General features: G+C 40.4%; 2 protein-coding genes. One reads left to right on the top strand and one right to left on the bottom strand.

The genetic code is table 11. The features are described from left to right. Window positions 1-2: 2 nt before the first annotated feature. Window positions 3-8,366, bottom strand: a complete 8,364-nt coding sequence (locus H6G48_RS20445; protein WP_190723011.1) for a non-ribosomal peptide synthetase — start codon at window positions 8,364-8,366, stop codon at window positions 3-5. A 914-nt stretch (window positions 8,367-9,280) separates the two neighbouring features. Between H6G48_RS20445 and H6G48_RS20440 the strand changes: the two genes are divergently transcribed. Next, window positions 9,281-20,986: a type I polyketide synthase gene (locus H6G48_RS20440; protein ID WP_190723010.1), complete on the top strand. Its 11,706-nt coding sequence runs from the start codon at window positions 9,281-9,283 to the stop codon at window positions 20,984-20,986. Window positions 20,987-21,077 lie beyond the last annotated feature (91 nt).

The raw sequence follows: 21,077 nt of genomic DNA, 5'->3' as shown, positions 1-21,077 counted from the left end.
TATTAGTCAATTTCTGCCAGAATATCGTCTAATTCCTGTTGATTCAAGTGCGCTACTGGAAAATCTGAGGGAGTGTAACCCCCAGCATCAGGAGATAAACAATGCTCAATCAATTTCAGCAAAGCTTCTTTATAGCTGCGCCCTAAATATTCTACCGTCGAACGTTCATAGATGAGATCGCTATAAGTCCAGTTTACTTGTAACTGTCCCTCGATAACTCTGGCCGTAATCTCTAATAAATGACTACGATGTCCCTTAAGACTGTGATTGGGCCCCTTAGACTCATCCGCTAATTTCCAATCCCCTTTTTGCAATTGTCCTTGCTCAAATTGACCTAAATAATTAAACAAAACTTCTCTGGCAGGAATTTCAGCTAATTGAGACTTAATATCAGCATCATCACTCAAATATCGCGAAATTCCATAGCCAATTCCCCTGTGAGGAATAGCTCGTAACTGTTCTTTAATAGATTTGAGCCGCTCACCGGGGTGATTTTCGGGGGGGAGTCGCAAAATAACCGGAAAAAGACTGGTAAACCAACCTACCGTCCTCGATAAGTCAACCTCACTGAACAAATCTTCTCGTCCGTGTCCTTCTAAATCAAGAGATATGGTCAAATTTTCTGTCCATTCTGTCAAAGTTTCCGCTAAAGCGGTTAACAAAACCTCATTAATTTGAGTGTTATAGGCAGCGGGGACTTTTTGCAAGAGGGTGCGGGTTTGTTCTTCATCTAGAGTCACCGTGACATCATTTGCCGTCGCTACTGTATTGTATTGTTTTCCAGCCTCGTCATCTACAGGTAAATTTCTCGCCTCTAACCAAGGTTGAGTTAACCAATAGTCTAATGGCTCTTTCGCTTTTTCCCCTTGTCCATAATCCCTCAAGAGAAGCGCCCAATCCTGAAAGGCTATGGTTTTAGGTGGAAGTTCTACATTCTCCCCCCTTTCTAGCTGTTGATAAGTCATCAATAAATCTTCTAACAAAATTCGCCAAGATACACCATCAACCCCCAAGTGATGAATAATAATCAGTAACCGACTGGGTTGATAGGGTGCCAATTCCAATAGTACCGCCTTGATTAATAGTCCAGTAGAGAGGTTTAAACTTGCCTGTTGAGTTGTTGCCATTGCTAAGAGAGTTTCCCTTTGCTGAGATTGAGGAATAGAAGACAAATCAATCACTTCAAAAGGTACTTCCTCCGGCATTCCTTCATTAACTTGTTGCCATTGTCCTTCCTCCACAGTAAACCGTAACCGCAAAGCGTCATGATGTTCAATTAATTTTCTCAGAGATTGAGCTAACAAATCAGCTTTCAGGTGACGGGGAACTTCTAAGAGGACAGACTGATTAAAGTGGTGCATTTCAGCGCGATTTTGCTCAAAAAACCACAGTTGAATGGGAGTGAGAGGCACAATACCCGTCACTAAACCCTGTTTAGCTAATTCGGCTGTGGAATAATCGGCAACTGTAGCTAGTTCAGCAAGAGTAGGATATTCAAATATCTGTTTAGGGGTAATCTTCAACCCGGCTTGACGAGCGCGAGCGACAACCTGAATACTGAGAATAGAATCGCCCCCAACTTCAAAAAAGCGGTCATAACGACTCACTTGTTTAATTCTGAGAACATCTTGCCAAATACTGGCCAAAATCTTTTCTTTCTGAGTATGCGGGGGGACAAAATCCTGCTCAGATGTCCAAGGTATCTCAGGGAGGGGTAAACTGGAACGGTCAATTTTTCCATTGGGAGTCAGAGGGAGAGCTTCTAAGGAGACAAAAAGAGCCGGAATCATATACTCTGGCAATTTCTGTCCCAAGAAACGACGCAAATCCTCAGTATTTATCGGGCCATTTTCTCCTACTAGATAAGCGACTAACCTCTTATTCCGATAGGAGTCTTCCCAAACCTTCACCACCTTTTGCTTAACTTGGGGATAAGTCCCTAGAGTTGCCTCAATTTCTCCTAATTCAATACGGAAACCCCGCAATTTTACCTGATTATCACCCCGCCCCAAAAAATCAATATTTCCATCGGGTAAATATCGGGCTAAATCTCCTGTTTTATAGAGTTTGGCATTGGGTTCATTACTAAACGGATTGGAGATAAATTTCTCGGCGGTTAATTCAGGTTGATTCAGATAACATCGAGCTAACCCTTTACCCCCGATATATAAATCACCAATAGTTCCTAGAGGAACCGGTTGCTTAAAAGAGTCCAGAATATAAACTTGAGTATTGGCAATAGGCCGGCCGATACTCGGTTGTCCATGGTGTCCTTTAGGCACTAAGCTAAAAGTGGAATAAGTGGTATCTTCTGACGGACCGTAGAGATTATAAACATTCTTAATGTTCTCCTGCTGGTAAAGCTTCTGGACTAATTGATTAGACAAAGCTTCTCCGGCGAGGTTTACCGTTTGCACAGTCTCAGGTATCGCCTCAATTTCCAGCAGTTGAGCGATCGCTGTAGGTACGGTATTAATTAATGTTACCTCTTTGGCTGCACTTAAACTAGGCAAATCTAAAACATTCTGGGCCAGAATAATCTTACCCCCCACAGCCAAGGGCAAAAATAGTTCAAATACTGACAAATCAAAACAAATAGAAGTAGCTCCCAAAACCCCCGCTAATTCCTCACTGCTAAAGACTTCCTTGGACCAATTCAGTAAGGTTGTGGTGCTGTGATGCTCAATGACAACCCCTTTTGGTTTCCCCGTTGAACCGGAGGTATAAATCACATAAGCGGTATTACTGGAACTTACGGGTAAAGAGAGGTTTTCGGGACTTTCTAGGGCTATATTTCTGGCTTCTGCCTCTAATATCACCAGATTCCCTGGATAATTCCCTAATTTCTCTACTAATTTTGCTTGTGTTAGCAACAAGGAAACTTGAGCATCTTCTAAGATAACATTGAGGCGTTCAGTTGGATAAGCTGGATCTAAAGGTACATAAGCTCCCCCTGCTTTGAGAATAGCTAATAACCCTATAACCATCTCAGGGGTCCGTTCTAGGCAAATTCCCACCAAAGACTCCGTTTTTACCCCTTTTTTGCCTAAATAATGCCCTAATTGATTCGCTTTTTCGTTTAATTGACGGTAGGTTAATTGTTCATTTTCTGTAATAATAGCGATCGCATCAGGACTGCGCTTAACTTGCTCCTCAAACAATTGATGAATACACCCATCCGGATAGTGAACCTCAGTATCATTCCATTCTTTTAATAATTGATGTTGTTCTTGCTCAGAAAGTAAACAACAAGTTTCATAACGTTCTAACCCTTCCGTTGCCATAGCGATGAGAGTTTTCTCGTAGTATCCTCCGATTAACTCCATCTGCTTTTCCCCTAGATAATTCCCATCATATTTAAGGGTAAGTTCTATTTGAGATGAAAGGGGATGAAGACTAAAATTAGCTAACAATGTAAAATTAGTTTGATTAAAAAACTTCCCTCCTAAGACCTCTAAATCTTTCACCCCGATGATACCTTGATAAACATGGAAATGAATAAAATTAAAAGCCGTATCAAACAAAGGTTGACCTGATTTTTGTAACTCAGCGAGGGGATATCTTCGCCAAGATAAGCATTCTCTTTCAACATCAAAAGCTTGCTTAACTAAATCGCTCCAAGGGCCTCCAGATAACTCTAAACGTAGGGGCAAAGTATTCAAAAATAAACCTAATATCTTTTCCCCATCGGCTGCTTCTAACCGTCCATTAGAGACTAAACCCGTAACAATATCCCTCTGATTATTCAGTAAACTTAATACCCGAAAATGAGCCGCCAATAAAACACTTTTTAGGGGGACTCCCACTTGTTTACCGAGTTGTTTTAATCCCTGAGATACCTGACTAGATATAGGAACTAACCAATCCCAATCTTGATTAACTTGATTAGATTTCGACCACTGAGGAAGTTTAGTCAGCGTCACATCTCTGAGTTTTTCTTGCCAATAATTCTGGCATTCTGGCGATTGAATAGTTTTCTTTTCTAAGGCAACAAAATCCCTAAAACTGAGAGCGGGAGGTGGAGAGAGAGGGAGAACTTTTTTGTCGAGAAGGTAGAGATACTGCTGTAACAATTCTGTGAGCAACGAAGCCACACTCCACCCATCTAAAATAGAGTGATGAAAACTGAAAGTTAGGTTAAAGTTATCCTGACTGCGGCGATGGAGATGAAAGCGAAATAAAGGAGGAATATTCCAGTCAAAAGTGCGGATTTTTTCCCGCTCAATCCAATCATCAATAGCCGTGTCTTGTTCAGAAGTAGATAGATGGGTTAGGTCATCTAATCCTAAAGGAACATCGATTTGTCGGTGAACTAATTGTAGGGGTTCCTGATATTCAAAGAGTGCGAAACTGGTTCGTAATACCGGATGCCGCTGGACAATCTCCTGAATAGCACTATGTAAAGCGGGAAAACTAAAATCAGCACGAATATGATAGGTAAACACATCATGGTACACCGATAGATTCCCCTGATATTCACTATGAAATATCATCCCCAATTGTAGAGCAGTTAGAGGATAAGCATCCTCCACTTCCTCCGGTAAATTGAGGCGAACTTCTTGAGAAATTAAACTAAAAACTTCCGTTTTTTCAGTCCCTAAAGTATCAATTTCATAGCTAACGCAATTGGCCAATTCTTGAATGGTTTGATGTTGCAATAATTGGGGTAAGGAAAAATGAAAACCCATTTGTCGCGCCTTAGCGATCACTTGTATTCCCCGAATCGAATCCCCCCCAAGTTCAAAAAAATTATCGTGAATACCAACCTCTTCGATGCCCAAAACTTCAGCCCAAATCAGTGCTAAAATTTCCTCAAGAGGGGTACAAGGTGCGACAAAATTCTCCGAATTCCTTAAACTGTTATAGCTTGGAGAGGGTAGGGCGCGACGGTCAATTTTTCCACTATTTGTCAGAGGAATAGCATCCAATTGCACAAAGGCATGAGGTATCATGTATTCTGGGAGTTGGTTTTGCAGATAACTCCGCAGTTGGGGAATCAGTTTACTGTTTAACTTAGACCTTAAAGGGTGATTTGCATAAAGTTGCCATTCAGGTTTTGCGGTGTGGGTGGGGGTAAAAGCGATGTAATTTCTACGGGAATTTTCCAGCGGGGCAAAAATCACATCGTAACGGTCTGGAGTATCCGACCAAGTTACCCAAACCGAAAGGGATAAATCCTCAGCTAAAGCCGAAAAATCTTCAGGTTCTACGGCATTTTCTGGTATAATGTCCGATTTAATGGCTTGAAATTCCTCGGTCGTCCCCAAGTCTTGAGAATTCCTCAACAATTCCGCACTTTTTAAAGGTCTGAACAAGCGAGAATTAGGGACACCTATCACCCTTAACCCCTCAGATTTCCCCAGTTGATTTCTTGCCTCAGATAAAGTCAGCTGCTGTTCAGTCCAGTTTAATTCTGGAAAGTCGGTGCTAAAATCCAGAATCGTTTCAATCCGCAGAACAACATTATAACGGAATTGAGTTAATTCGTTGTGGTGTTGACCTCTCTCTAGATGAATCTCGACTTCAGTAATCTGAGGAAAATAGGACTGAATTGCTCTAAAAAAATCTGGGTCAATAAATAATTCATTTTCTTGCTCAATTTTTCTCTGTACTCGCTGTTTAAAATCCTTAATCGAATCTTCAGGGTTAGCCTTATAAAGTTCTACATCAGCGTGAAAAGCTTCCATGAGTTGCAAGTTTCGCACATCTCCAAGGAAAATACACCCCCCCGGAGTTAGTACCTTGATAGCTCCCTCTAAAACCCTCAGTAAGTAATCTATATGGGGGAAATACTGCACAACCGAGTTAAGGATAATTGTATCGAATCCTTCTGACTCCAAACCCTCAAAATTATCGGCTGTGCTATGCAATAGCCTGACTTGCTCTAGCTGAGGCCCTTCTTGATTAATTCGCTGAATATCGTCTAAGGCTACTGATGAAATATCGGTTCCCCAATAACACTGGCAATGGGGAGCAACTTGGAATAATATTAACCCGGTTCCACAACCTATTTCCAGAACTTTTTTAGGTTGTTGAGCGAGAATAACCTTAACTTTATCATCTAGCCATTCTCGCATCTGAGCAACTGGGATAGGTTCCCCCGTGTAACTACTATTCCAGCCAACAATATTAAATATACCCTCAGAATCTGCCGATGTTTGGCTGTAAATTTGGTTATAGAGGCTTTGCCATTGCTCGATTTGCTCATCGAATAATTGCCCTTTTTCTGAAGTCGCCAAGAGTTCCCCCTCTTGAGACTGACCCACAACATAAGCAATTAGTGTTTTACTCCCTGTTTCTGTCTCCGATGCAATGACTACCGCTTGCTCAACTGCTGGATGTTCACTGAGTATAGTTTCAATTTCCCCAAGCTCAATCCGGAAACCTCGAATCTTAACTTGATGGTCAATACGCCCCAAAAATTCAATATTTCCATCGGGTAAATACCGGGCTAAATCTCCCGTCTTATATAATTTTGCCCTAATTTCTCCCCCTATTTCTCCTTCGACCTTAGCAAAAGGATTAGGGATAAATTTCTCGGCCGTCAATTCGGGACGATTGAGGTATCCACGAGCTAAACCTATGCCACCAATGTGTAATTCTCCCACAATTCCTATAGGAACTGGTTGTAAATCCGGATTAAGAATATAAATCTGAGTATTGGCAATTGGTTGACCAATACTCACTAGAGCTTTTTGATTCTCCGGCAAACAGGGCCAGTAAGTCACATCAATCGCCGCCTCAGTCGGACCGTAGAGGTTGTGAAGTTCACAGTCAAAATGCTCAAAAAAGCGTTGTGTTAACTCTAATGACAAAGCTTCCCCACTACAGAAAACCCGCTTGAGAGAACTACATTCTTTTAGCTCTGGTTCTTGCAGAAACACTCGCAACATTGAGGGGACAAAATGAAGGGTAGTGATTTGCTGCTTTTGGATCAATTGTATTAAATAGGTACTATCTTTATGACCTTCTGGTTTAGCTACCACTAGGGTTGCACCGGCTAATAAGGGCCAAAAGAATTCCCAGACTGAAACATCAAAACTAAAAGGGGTTTTTTGTAAAATGCCATCACTCTTAGTTAACTGATAAGTATCCTGCATCCACAACAAACGATTCCTAATCCCCTTATGATTATTCATTACGCCTTTAGGCTTACCTGTGGATCCCGAAGTATAAATAACATAGGCTAAATTTTCCCCCGTTACGCCACTGTCACAATTGTTCTGACTTTCTTGAGAAATTGCTGGCCAATCTGTATCCAAAGCAACAACAATTCCCCGGTATTCCGCCAACAATCCCCGCAGCGATTCCGCAGTAATGATCACTTTTACCCCAGTATCTTCTAATAGATAACTTAGGCGTTCTTGAGGATAATTAGGATCTAAGGGGACGTAAGCTCCTCCGGCCTTCAAAACAGCCAATAATCCTACTACCATTTCTAAGGAACGCTCTAGATAAATTCCTACTAATTCCTCTGGTTTTACTCCTAATTTTTGTAGATAATGACCAAGTTGATTGGCTTTTTCATTTAATTCTTGATAAGTTAATTCTTGATTTTCAAAAATGACCGCCACTCTCTCAGGGTAAAGTTTGGCTTGCTCTTCAAATAGCTGATGAATCCATTGCTTTTCAGGATATTGAATGGCCGTATCATTCCAATCTCTCAGCAATTGTTCTCGTTCTTTTGTCGTTAATATATCAATTTCTGATAAATATATATCGGGATTACTCGTCACTGTTTCTAAGATTTTCCGGTAATGTCCTAGCATTCTCTCGACAAAATCTCTGGGAAATTTATCTTTAATAAAAGTGACAGAAACACCACTATCATCCGCTGCTATGGCAAAAACTAATTGAAACCGATTTAAGGAAGAAATGTCGGCGCACAGCCCTTCTTTGATCACAGCAACGTCAAAAATATTCTCTAGATTTCCTCCTCTTGCTGCCAAGGTTTTGACCAAACTATCCAGAGTATAGTTTTGATGGCGATATCCTTCTTGTAAATCTTTACGAATGATTCTTAGTAAATCTTTAAATGAACTAAAATTCTGTTGATTGAATCGGCAGAATATCAGGCTCTCTAATTTTTCTGTATTCAAAGCTCCTGTAGCCGTGGCAAACTCGACTTGAGCAGTATATTTAAACATTAAAACTTGGACAACAGCCAGATAAAATGCTAATTTATTAACGGAATTGTTTGCCGTTAAACTGTTGATTTTTTCCTGTAAATCTGTAGAGATAACTTCAATAACGCTATCTTGCTCCCCGGTTTTATTCTGACTTACATTACCAAATAGAGTAGTTACTGGATCTATTTCTTGAAGTTGCCGAATTTGGTAATCTATTGAAACCAGATGTGCTTCCATTGCTGTTCTAAGTAGTTGGACAAAAGTAAAGTTAACTGTAGGGTAAGGAGTCAGGAGTCAGGAGACAGGAGACAGCTTTTGTGTATTCTCCCCACTTGCCACTTGCCACTTTCAAGTCAGGAGTCAGTAAGAATTGCGGCAATTTACATTTCTTAAGATAGACAACAGAATTTATGTCCGACTACTTAACCTTTTCCCTAAATAGTAGTTGATGGCGGTATTCAGAGTCATGGGGTACAATGCTTTTTTCCCCGTTCCCAGTTCCCTTAAAGCGATAATTCCCGTCTCTGACGAGTGGGATTATTGCTATACGAACTACAGGAAACCCGCCTAGGGCTAAGGTCGAGGTTTCTGTCGCTTGTTCACAATTGTTCTGAGCCTCGACATCATAGCATATTAACCGACATTCTGCACATCTCCATATACTTTTACAAATTTTTACATTCCCTGGGATGTTTTGACGAAAAATCTTCATTGTAGAAACTACTGTGGGAGCAATAAATTAGTAAAAATTATTAATTGAATATTAAGAAGTGCGGAAAGTGTGACATTTAAAGATAGATTAGCGCAAGACTATCAGATCTGAGGATGCCACACCCCATAAACGTTTATTGCAGATGTCTATTGACAATTACTACCTTGATCAGGTACGATTAGCTGTCTGGTCGTAATAGCTGAAGAAGTGACAACGAGGTGGAAATTTAAGTGAGGTGCGGGGAAAATTTCCTCACTGTAAGCCATCAAATTAATCGACTCACCAGGTAAAAACCAAATTCCCTCGTTATCTTTCGGCGAAAGTCTCAAGCTTTTTCCCTACACCCTAACCCCGACACTCTACACCCTGTTTCACTTTCCATCTGCTTGTCACCCCGTCAGTCGCAATAATTATTCTTTTCCAAGTCGATTCTAACACTATGGACTTTCAAGATAAAAAGAACTTATCCGAAAACGACCAATCAATCCAAGCTAGAGTTTTTAAAGCTCTTAGTGAAGCTAAAGAAAAATTAAAAGCTTTCGAGTCTCAACAAAGCGAACCCTTAGCTATCGTCGGTTTAGGTTGTCGTTTCGGTCATAATATTGCGACACCTGAATCCTTCTGGTCTTTCCTCAAAGCGGGTAAAAATAACCTCAGAGAAATACCTAAGGAGCGCTGGAACCAGCAGGATTTTTATGATTCAGATCGGAATAAAGTGGGTAAAATCTATGTTTCTCAGGGGGGGTTTCTTGATGATGTCTCCCAGTTTGATGCCCATTTTTTCGGAATTGCTCCCAAGGAAGCCGTCGCTATGGATCCTCAGCAAAGGTTGCTTTTAGAGGTAGCCTATGAAGCTTTGGAAAATGCAGGAATGGCAACAACGACGGCTAGAAGGGGAAAAACAGGGGTTTTTATCGGGATTACCAACAATGACTATGCCCGTATTCTTACCTCAAATGAGGACTATAATGCCATCGGAGCCTATCATATTTCGGGTAATCATACTAATGCGGCAGCTGGGCGTATTTCTTACCTTTTAAATCTTAATGGTCCGAGTTTGGCAGTAGATACCGCTTGTTCTTCTTCCTTAGTCGCTGTTCATCTCGCTTGCCGTTCCTTACGTTCCCAAGAATGCAGACAAGCTTTAGTCGGAGGAGTGAACTTAGTTTTAACTCCAGAAGTCGTCATCGCCTTGTGCCGCAATCAGATGTTGGCCCCAGATGGCCAATGCAAAACCTTTGACGAAAGTGCCGATGGGTTTGGAATCGGCGAAGGTTGCGGAGTCATCGTCTTAAAAAGACTCAGTGACGCTCTGGAAGATGGTGATCACATTTGGGCAGTGATTCGAGGGACCGCAGTCAACAACGATGGAGCTAGTGGCGGCTTTACCGTTCCTAATGGGCCTGTGCAGAGAGAATTAATCAGAGAAGCTCTGGCTGACGCTCGTTTAGATGCCGAGGCGATCGATTATGTTGAAGCTCACGGTACAGGAACATCTTTGGGAGATCCCATCGAAATTAAAGCCATAGCCGAGGCATTATGCCTCAATCGTCGGAAATCTAACCCGTTATTAGTCGGTTCTCTCAAAACTAATTTAGGTCATCTGGCGGCGGCGGCTGGAATTTCAGGATTAATTAAAACCGCATTATCGCTACACTACCGTGAAATTCCGGCTCATCTAAATCTTAAAAAACCCAATCCTCATATTAATTGGGATGCCTTACCGATTAGTATCGTTACGCAAAATTGTCCTTGGAATGTTAACAATGGCAAGCTCAAAGCGGCTGGAGTCAGTTCTTTTGGAGCATCGGGAACCAACGCTCATGTTATTTTAAGCGAACCGCCTCAACCGCAACCCCAAAACCCCAAAATATCCCCCATTCTCGTTACTTTTTCGGCTAAAGAACCCGAACGTTTACGTCTTTTTACGACTCAATTTGTGGATGATCTTGAGCAGAAAACATCTCTCAACGTCAAGGACATTGCCCTATCTTTAAATACCGGTCGTTTTCCCCATAAACATCGTCTCGCTCTTTTAGTTTCTAATCAAGAGAATCTGCGCCAAGGCATTCAGGCTTTTCTCAAGAGCGATGGGGATGAAAAGCAATTTCAAAATATTCAAAATAATAGCTTCGACATCATTTATGGAGAAGCGCAAAGCAATCCTAAAATTGCTTTTCTCTGCCATGACGAGCAAGAAATTAGTCCAGAAATCATTGAAACCCTGCTCAATAATGAGCCAGTATTTTATGATGCTTTTAGGCACTGTGATCATCTGTTTAAAAAATATTTAGAATTTTCTCTTCAGGAATTATTGTCATCTAAAAAAGCCTTAGAGCCTCAGATTCCTTTGTCTGTACAACCGGTATTATTTGCCTATCAATATGCTCTTTGTGAACTCTGGAAATCGTGGGGAATTTCTCCTTCTGCGATTTTAGGTTCTGGATTAGGGGAATATCTCGCCGCTCAACAAGCGGGCGTTTTTTCCCTTGAAGATACCGTCAAGCTGGTGACGAAACGCGCTCAAATTGGTCCACAAAACCCCAACTCAGAAGAACTTTTATCCTTGCTCAAAAGCACCCCAGAAGTCGATTCTAACTCTCCCGATATTACCCTAATTTATCAGGGTGAAGTGGTGAAAAAATCCCTCAGAAATTCCGTGAATAGAGGGGAAAGGATTAGGCAAAAATCCGACGAAATCGCCCAGGGAATTTCTACTTTGCATCAAATGGGATATCAAATCTTCCTAGAAATGGGAATCAGTGCCAATCTCATTAATATAGGTCGTCAAAAGTTAGGGGTAAATTCAATTCTATGGTTATCTAGTTTAGGGGAAGATTGTCACAGTGATCAGCATGAGCAAAGGGTGCTAGGTCAACTCTATGTACGAGGATTTAATATTAACTGGGAAGCCTTTCATCGCTCACATCCCGGGCAAAAAATTAGTTTACCTAATTCGCCTTTTATCCGCAAACGCTACTGGATAAATTCTGGCAATAAATCAGAGTCTTCTAGCTATAAAAACCCTAATTATTACTCTGGACATCCCTTACTAGGCGATCGTTTTCCTTCTCCCTTAGCTCTCCTTCAATATCGAGGGAGCATTAGTCAACATAAACCTGCATTTTTAGGAGAACATCAGGTTTTTGATCAGGCCATATTGCCAGCATCTGCCTTGATAGAAATGGCTTTAGCTGCCGGGGAGAATCAAAGAGTTATTTTAGAAAATGTTGAATTTAAGAAGGCATTAATTTTAAAAGATACGGAAGACACATTACAGTTAATCATTGAGCAAAAAAGCTTTAAAATTTACCATGAACTTGAGCCAAATTGGGAAATATTAGTTACTGGAAAAATTGAGGAATTGAAATCAACTAATTTAACCCATTGTCATCTAGAAGAAATCGCCAAAAATTGTCCTGAAGAAGTCGATATAAACTCCTTTTATGAAACTTATCAAAAATCAGGGATAAATTACGGGAGTAACTTTCGGCTCATTCATCAACTGAAGCGCGGAGAAAATACAGCTTTTGCTCAAATCAAATTAACCGATAGGTTAGAGCGGGAAAAATATCATTTCCATCCGGCTATGTTAGATGCTTGTTTTCAAGGTATTGCTGCCATTTTATTTAAAGAAGAATCCTCAGTAACTTATGTTCCTGTTCGCCTTGGTAAATTGGCATTTTTCCACCCTCCTGATGAGCAGGTAATCAGCGCGGTTCGACTGAAGAACTCCTCCCCTAACCCTAACATTATTATCGCTGATATTGATATCTATTCCCCCCAAGGTCAACCCTTAGCATCCCTCACCAACTTAGAACTAAAAGCCGTTCAATCTCAAGAGATTATCCCCCAAGAAATCCCCCCTCAAATCTATCTAGAAGAATGGATACCTTGCGAGGAATTATTAGGGAATGGTAGAGACACTTTAGTAGCTCCCCAGGTGATTAAAAATCAAATTCACCCCGCACAGTTAGAACAACAACTAGGGGAAAAATTGGGGCAATATGAGCGCTTAATGGAGGCCTTAGAAAAGTTAAGCGTAACCTATATTTGGCAAGCCTTAACAAAACTTAATGGACAGCCAAAATTAGGTCAAACTTATTCCGAAGCACAGATAGCAAATCAAGGTCAAATTGTCGATTTTTACCGACCTTTATTATCTCGATGTTTAAGCATTTTAGCTGAAGAAAAAATCGTTAATCAGACAAAAGATGGCTGGTTATTCCTCAAAGAATTAGAAGCACCTTCATCGCCATCGCAAATTAAAATTCTCCGCCAAGAATTTGCCGATTATCCAGCAGAAATTAGTCTCATGGAGCGTTGTGGCTCTGCTTTGGCAGCAGTCATGAGTCGTCAAGTTGAGCCATTAGAACTACTCTTTCCTCAAGGGGATTTAGAAGCGATCGCATCAATTTATTCGGAAGCTGCCGGAGCTAAATTGATGAATCAGTTAGTCGCCACCACAATCAGCCGTGCTATTGAGAATTTACCCCCCCATTATCCCCTAAGAATTCTCGAAATTGGAGGAGGAACAGGAGCCGTTACTGCTGGCATTTTACCTCACTTACCCACAGAACATATCGAATATGTATTCACCGATATTTCCTCTAGTTTCTTAACAAGAGCTAAGGAAAATTTTAGAAACTACCCCTTTATTAAATATCAAACTTTAGACATTGAAAAAAATCCCTTTACTCAAGATTTTCTCCCCGGCAGTTTTGACATAATCATCGCCGCTAATGTTCTTCATGCCACAGCCAACCTTCAAAAAACCCTGGAAAATGTGCGCTCTCTCATCGCTCCTAAGGGACTACTAATCCTCTTAGAAAGTACAGGGGCAAGACGTTGGGTAGATTTAACCTTTGGCTTGACAGAAGGATGGTGGTTATGTAGTCAAGATCTGCGGCGGAATGGTTATCCGTTAATCAGCACAAAAGATTGGCAAAATTTACTGATTGAGAATCAATTTGAAGACATTAATATTATCGAACCAAGCCAAGCAAAAACCCGAAATTTATTAAAACAAAGTGTCATCATTAGTCGCAGCAGTGAGCAATTACCTTCTCTTTCGGCAAAATCTTACTATCATCAAATAATCTGGGCAGATAGTCAAGGAATTGCTAACGGTTTAATCCCTCTATTCCAACAGAGAGGAATAAGTTGTTCCTGCGTCTTTTCCCAAGATATTAACCCAGAAATTGCTGAAGATTACCTATCAATATTGAGAAACTCGATAACTTCAGAAACTCGTCAAATACTGTACTTCTGGGGCTTAGAAAAAATCCCTGGAGAAATGGATCAACAAGTCGAGATTCATTGTCAAAGATTTCTCTTTTTCTTACAAGCGTTATTGCAGCAAGAAAATCCGCCGGCTCTGATTTTAGTGACTCAAGGAGCAGTACCAGCAAAAGCCATTAAAACCCTGACCTCTCCCTCTCAAGCATCCTTATTAGGAATAGCCTTCAGCCTAGTCTTAGAACATCCTGAACTTAATTTTAAGGCGATTGACCTAGATCCAGATGAAGTAAACTCAGCCGACAAACTGCTGCAAGAAATCTACAGTAATCCCCAAGAAAACCGGGTTGCTTTGCGGGGGGAACAGCGTTTTTATCCCCGTTTAGTGCAGAGAAAACTTGAAGAGGGAAATATCAATTTTAGTCCTGATGGCTATTATTTAATCACAGGAGGCACAGGGGGGTTAGGATTAGCAACAACCCGATGGATGATTGAAAAAGGGGCGCGGAATTTAGTTTTGTGTAGTCGTCGAGGGGCAGAAGGAGTTAGCCCTGAAATATTAGCCAATCTCTCCTCTAGTGGGGCAGAAATTACCCTCAAAAAACTTGATATTACCGATGCTGAAAAACTGCACACTGTCTTAGAAGAATGCCGTTCTAAATATCCTGTACGGGGCGTTTTTCACATTGCTGGAACCTTAGACGATACCACCTTATTAAGACTAACACCAGAGCGCTTTAATTATGTTTTAGCTCCCAAAGTTAAAGGAACTTGGTTGCTTCATCAACTCACCCTAAATGACCCATTAGAATTCTTTGTCTGTTATACTTCTGCTGTATCTTTAATTGGCTCAGCTGGACAAGCCAATGCCGCGGCAGCTAATGCCTTTGAAGACGCTTTTATCTATTATCGTCAGGCGCATCATTTACCCGGAACGGTCATAAATTGGGGTCCTTGGAGCGAAATAGGTGCAGCAGTAGATCGCAATGTTTTGGAGAGATTAGCCGCTAAAGGATATGGGGCTATGAAACCCGATTTAGCCCTTAATGCTCTCGAAAAAATTCTCCTAAATCAGATTATTCGCGCTGGTGTAATTAAGATTGACTGGCAACAATTTCCTTATATTCATCAAAGCTTTTATAAAAACTTTCTGCCTCAAGGAAACCCCCAAGCAGCCCCCTCATCTGAGTTTTTAAAACAATGGCAAAATTTAACCTTAAAAGAGCGTCCTAATTGGCTAACTAATCATATCATTATGCGTGTTTCTACTGTCTTAGGACGCTCAAATGATGAAACTTTTTCCCCTCAACAAGGCTTTTTTGATTTGGGGATGGACTCTCTCACTTCTACAGAGTTACGAAATCTGTTACAAACTGACTTTAATTGTTCTCTCCCTTCGACAATTACTTTTCGTTTTCCGAACGTTGAAGCCTTAGTTAATTATTTACAGCGAGAAGTTCTAGATAATTGTCAACCAGTATTTACCCCTCAAATAAAAGCAGAAATTTCTCAAAAACAGCCAGAAAAATCACAACTCGATGATGATCCTATTGTTATTGTCGGCATGGCTTGTCGATTCCCCGGCGGTGCTAAGAATTTACAATCTTTCTGGGAACTTTTAGAACAGGGAAAAGATGCTATAACAGAAATTCCTCAAGAGCGCTGGGATCAGGAAACATGGTATGATCCTAATCCCGATGTCCCCGGCAAAATATACGCTCCTTACGGTGCATTTCTAGAACAAATTGAGGAATTTGATGGAGAATTTTTTGGCATTATTCCTAGAGAATCTGTCGCTATGGATCCTCAGCAGCGTTTACTCTTGGAAACCACCTGGCAAGCTTTAGAATCTGCTGGACAAAATCCCCAAAAATTACGCAACAGTCAGACGGGAGTTTTTATCGGTTGCATGACTCAAGATTATGCCCAATTAAGTTATTCTCCTCAAGCCATTAATGCTTATACTGGTTCAGGAACTTCTGTTAGTATGGCGGCGGGTCGTCTTTCTTATGTCCTTGGTTTACAGGGTCCATCAATGACTATTGACACCGCTTGTTCCTCCTCATTAGTAGCGATTCATTTAGCTTATAATGCCTTACTTAATGGTGAGTGCGATCTGGCTTTGGCTGGAGGGGTTAATATGATTTTAACTCCCATTATTTCTTTAATCGAAAGTCGCGCCCATATGCTTGCCCCTGATGGACATTGCAAAACCTTTGATGAGAGCGCGAATGGCATGGTGCGAGGAGAAGGCTGTGGAATAGTTGTTCTGAAAAGATTGAGCCAAGCAGTTAAGAATGGAGACCAAATTTTAGCGAAAATTTATGGCACAGCCGTCAATCATGATGGTCCAAGTAGTGGGCTAACTGTTCCTAATGGTCAAGCTCAAGAACAATTATTACATCAAGCCCTTAAACGTGCTAATCTCAAGCCTGAACAAATCGATTATATTGAAGCTCACGGCACTGGAACAGCCCTTGGTGATCCCATTGAATTAGAAAGTATGTCCGCCGTTTTTGGCCAACGCTCCCCTAATCGGCCTTTAATTATTGGTTCAGTAAAAACGAATTTAGGCCATTTAGAAGGTGCTGCCGGAATTGCCGGATTAATTAAAACCGTTCTAGCGTTACAACACCATAAAATACCTCCTCATCTTCACTTTAAAAATCCTAATCCCCGCTTTGATTGGAGTTCTCATATTTTTGAAGTTCCTGTACAAGGAAAACCTTGGCATATCAGCGAACGTCCAAGGATTGCTGGAGTAAGTTCCTTTGGATTTAGTGGAACGAATGCTCATATCATTGTTGGGGAAATTGACGCTGATTTACCTCAACCTTCGGAGAATAATTTTTATCTATTACCCCTTTCGGCTCGTTCTGAAAAATCGCTGCAAGAGTTAGCGAGAAGTTATCAAGATATTTTGACTGAGTCTATCAATTTAGCTGATGTTTGTTTTACCGCCAGTACAGGGCGGGGGATTTTTCCGCAACGAATCTGTATTTTAGCAGACTCAATAACCACGGCACAACGAGCATTAATTGATTACCAAGATGGTGAAGATTCTGACTCATTAATCCGACCGATTTTATCAGAGACTCCGCCAAAGATAGCTTTCCTCTTTTCTGGACAAGGCTCTCAATATTCCGGCATGGGAGAAACCCTTTATAACCGAGAAGTTGTTTTCAAGGAAACATTAGATCTTTGTGATCAAATTCTAGAACCCCTTTTAGAAAAATCTCTCTTAGATTTAATCTTTCAAGAGCAAAATAGTGAGTTATTAGAGGAAACCCAAATCACTCAGCCGGTGATTTTTTCCCTTGAATATGCACTCGCCAAATTATGGCAATCTTGGGGAATACAACCTTCAGCCCTTTTAGGACATAGTATTGGGGAATATGTGGCGGCTTGTTGGGCAGGAGTCTTTTCATTAGAAGATGCCTTAAAATTAGTGACTCAACGGGGTAAATTAATGGGAAAATTGCCCCACAATGGCAGTATGTCCGCTATTTATGCTGATTATGAGACGGTAGCAAACGCTCTAACTTCTTATGAAAATCAAGTTAATATTGCTTCAGCCAATGGCTCAATTACCGTCATTTCTGGATTTAAAGAGATTGTTGAGCAACTCGAAAAAGAATTTATTGATCAAGGGTATAAAACTAAACGTTTAGCGGTATCTCATGCTTTTCATTCTCCTTTAATGCAGCCTATTCTTGATGATTTTTCCCAGGTCTTAAAAACAATTTCTTTTCATGAACCTAACTTAACGATTATTAGTAATCTGACAGGGAAAGCTGTAGGTTCAGAAATTACAACTCCTGATTATTGGGTAGATCATCTGCGTAATACTGTACAGTTTAGTCAAGGATTTCAGTCTTTAATTGCTCAGGGTTATCGTTGTTTTCTAGAAGTCGGTTCTAAGCCTGTATTACTGAGTATGGCTCGCCTTATTGCTGCCAACCAGGATCTATTATGGTTGCCTAGTATTGTACCCGGGCAGGATGAACAGGCACAAATGTATAGAAGTTTAGCGACACTTTTTGTTAATGGTTATTCTGTAGACTGGACTAAAGTATTTAAACAAGGTAAGCGAATTAGTTTACCGACTTATCCCTTTCAAAGAGAACGGTATTGGCTATCTAATTCGGAATTTTCTCTAGGGCAAATCAAGACTCAGTTACATCCTTTCATTAGAGATTTTAAAAAGTTAGCAACGGGAGACATGATCTTTGAAGGTGAGGTGAGTTCTCTTAACCCTAGTTATTTAGAAGAACACAAGGTATTTGAGAACATTGTATTTCCAGCTACCGGTTTTATTGAAGCCATTTTAGCCGCAAGTCAGAAAATATTTAATGGGCATTTTGTCACCCTTGAAAATGTCTCTATCCATCAGGGATTAATCTTATCTCCAACTCCCTCAATAATCCAAATAATTTTTAAACCTAAAAAATCATCTCAACTGATTTATACTTTTGAGATATTTAGCAGTGATTCTGCACAAGAACAATGGGTTCTTCATGTTACAGGTGAAGTCAAACCTAAGGATATACAAAGCTTGGCTGCCTCAGAATTAAACCAAACTAAATTAGAAAGGGAAAACTCTAAAGAATCGATTTCTATTCGTGAATTCTATGAGCTTTATCAGCAGATGGGTATCAGGTATGGAGAGCAGTTCCAAGCGATTCAAGAGTTATATTCTTTCAAAAAAGGCTCTCAAGCTAAAATTAGTATTAACCCTAGTTTAGCGGATCGGCGTTATTATTTTCATCCGGTTCTTTTGGATGCTTGCTTACAGAGTATTGGGGCAGCTTTCCCCGAAATTCATGGTCAAGAATTGCATCTACCTTATGGATTCTCTTCCTTGGAAATATTCCTAAATCCAACTTCGCAAGTTTGGACGGAAGTTCAGGTCATCTCAGATACTAATGGTGAAATGAGAGTAAATGTTAATATTTATGATGAACAAGGACAGCTTTGCGCTCGCTTTACTGACTTAACAGCACGGCGCATAAATCCAGCTATTTTACAGAGTTTATGGCAAGAAAAGTCAAATAATTGCTTTTATAAAGTGGAATGGAAAAAACTTTCTTCAATGCCAACTGTTGCCGTCGATCCTCAAAATTCTTGGTTAGTCTTGGTTCGTCCAGAAACAGACTTAAATTCCCTAATTAATTTATACAAAAAGGCAGGAGAAAAAGTAATTACTGTAGAAATGGGGCAGAATTATCAATGTTATTCTCAAGATTCTTTTGTGATCAATCCGGCTCAGAAATCTGATTTTCAGCGTCTCTATCAAGAAGCTTATCCATCTGGAGAATTTCCGACTGGTGTTGTTTTTTGTTGGGAATCTTCAGAAGCTGAAGAAGTTCTAGATACAGTAGATCAGAGTTCTCATGCCGTCTTAAATTTAGTGCAAACCCTCACTAATAACTGGGAGAAATTACCCCATTTATGGCTGATTACTCGCGGGGCTAATAAGATTAGCAATGATACGGCTTTATCTCCTCAACAGTCCCATTTATGGGGATTAGGAGCAGTCATTAATCAAGAGTATCCTAAAATGGGTTGTGTTTGTTTAGATTTACCAATCCATAAAGAAGCTAATGAAGCTGCACTTTTATTCAATGAATTAAAGTGTTTCCCCCATGAATTCCGTTTGGCTTTACGTCAAGGAAACCGCTACGCAGCCAGGTTAGTTTCTGCATCTCTTCCTACCTCAGAAAAACGACAGTTTATTAATCAGTCAGGGGCTTATTTAATCACGGGAGCGGGAGGAAAACTCGGCGGATTAGTGGCTCAATGGTTATCAGAAATGGGAGCAAGTCACCTAGTTTTGTGTAGTCGCCATGTTAAATCTTCAACAGAATTGATAGCCCCATTAGTAGAGAAAGGAACAAAAGTAACCTTGATTGAAGCTGATATTACTTCCCCCACAGATATGAAAAATTTATTCTCTCGTTTTGGGGCAGACTTGCCCGTCTTACGAGGAATAATTCATGCAGCAGCGGTCTTAGAAGATGGGCTTATCAGTAATCAAAGTTGGCAAAAATATCAAAAGGTAATGAGTCCAAAAGTAGCAGGAACTTTATTATTAGATCGTTATACTCGCTCTCTATCTTTAGACTTTTTCGTAAGCTTTTCTTCTGCGGCTGTCATCCTTGGTTCACCGGGTCAAAGTAATTATGCGGCGGCTAATGCTTTCATGGATGCTCTAATGCAGCAACGGCAAAGTTTAGGATTACCTGGTATTAGTATTAATTGGGGAGCTTGGGAGACGAGCAACCAAATTGATCAACAACGTTTCGCTAATTGGGGTTTGCAGATGATGCCTTCTGAGCAAGCGTTTCAATATCTCAACCAGATAATTTTAGATGATATTAACCAAGGAATAGTTATCGATATTAATTGGTCAATTTTTAATCAAACTTTCAACATTAGTCAACCCTTCTTTAGCGAGGTATTAACCCTAAACAATCAAAAACAAACAAGTCCAGCAAAACTATTAGAACAATTAAAATCTGTCTCTATAGACGAACGAATAACCGCTTTAGTAGAAGGACTGGAGAAAATATTAAGAGAAGTGACAGGGTTAAATGGGAACAAAGTTATTCCTCAACAAACATCATTCTTAGACTTAGGTTTAAACTCTCTAATGGTCATAGAATTTAAAAATCGCTTAGAAACAGATTTAGGGTGTAAATTGCCATCTTCGATCATTTTCGATTATCCTAATCTTCTCAGCTTAAGTACCTACTTAAGGGAACAAATTCTAGCCAATCATCTCGATTTTGAGATTAAAATAAATCCAATTCCTGACAATCATAATCCCTATGACAGCCTCAGTGAAGACGAACTGGCAAGATTACTTAATCAAAAATTAACGGAGCTTGATCAATATGGAGGTTAAATTTTAAAAATAATGTTTCAAAAGCCATAAGATGTGGTAGGCTAAGTAGGTGAACATGAGTAAGCTTAACTCTGTGGGGTTAAACTTTTGT

This window comes from Microcystis flos-aquae FACHB-1344 (genome assembly GCF_014698375.1).
Lineage (GTDB): Bacteria > Cyanobacteriota > Cyanobacteriia > Cyanobacteriales > Microcystaceae > Microcystis > Microcystis aeruginosa.
This window is presented reverse-complemented; position numbering and strand designations above follow the sequence as displayed.

Excerpts from the sequence above, each read along its gene's own strand:
- H6G48_RS20445 (WP_190723011.1), bottom strand. The coding sequence starts at position 8,366 with ATGGAAGCACATCTGGTTTCAATAGATTACCAAATTCGGCAACTTCAA.
- H6G48_RS20440 (WP_190723010.1), top strand. The coding sequence starts at position 9,281 with ATGGACTTTCAAGATAAAAAGAACTTATCCGAAAACGACCAATCAATC.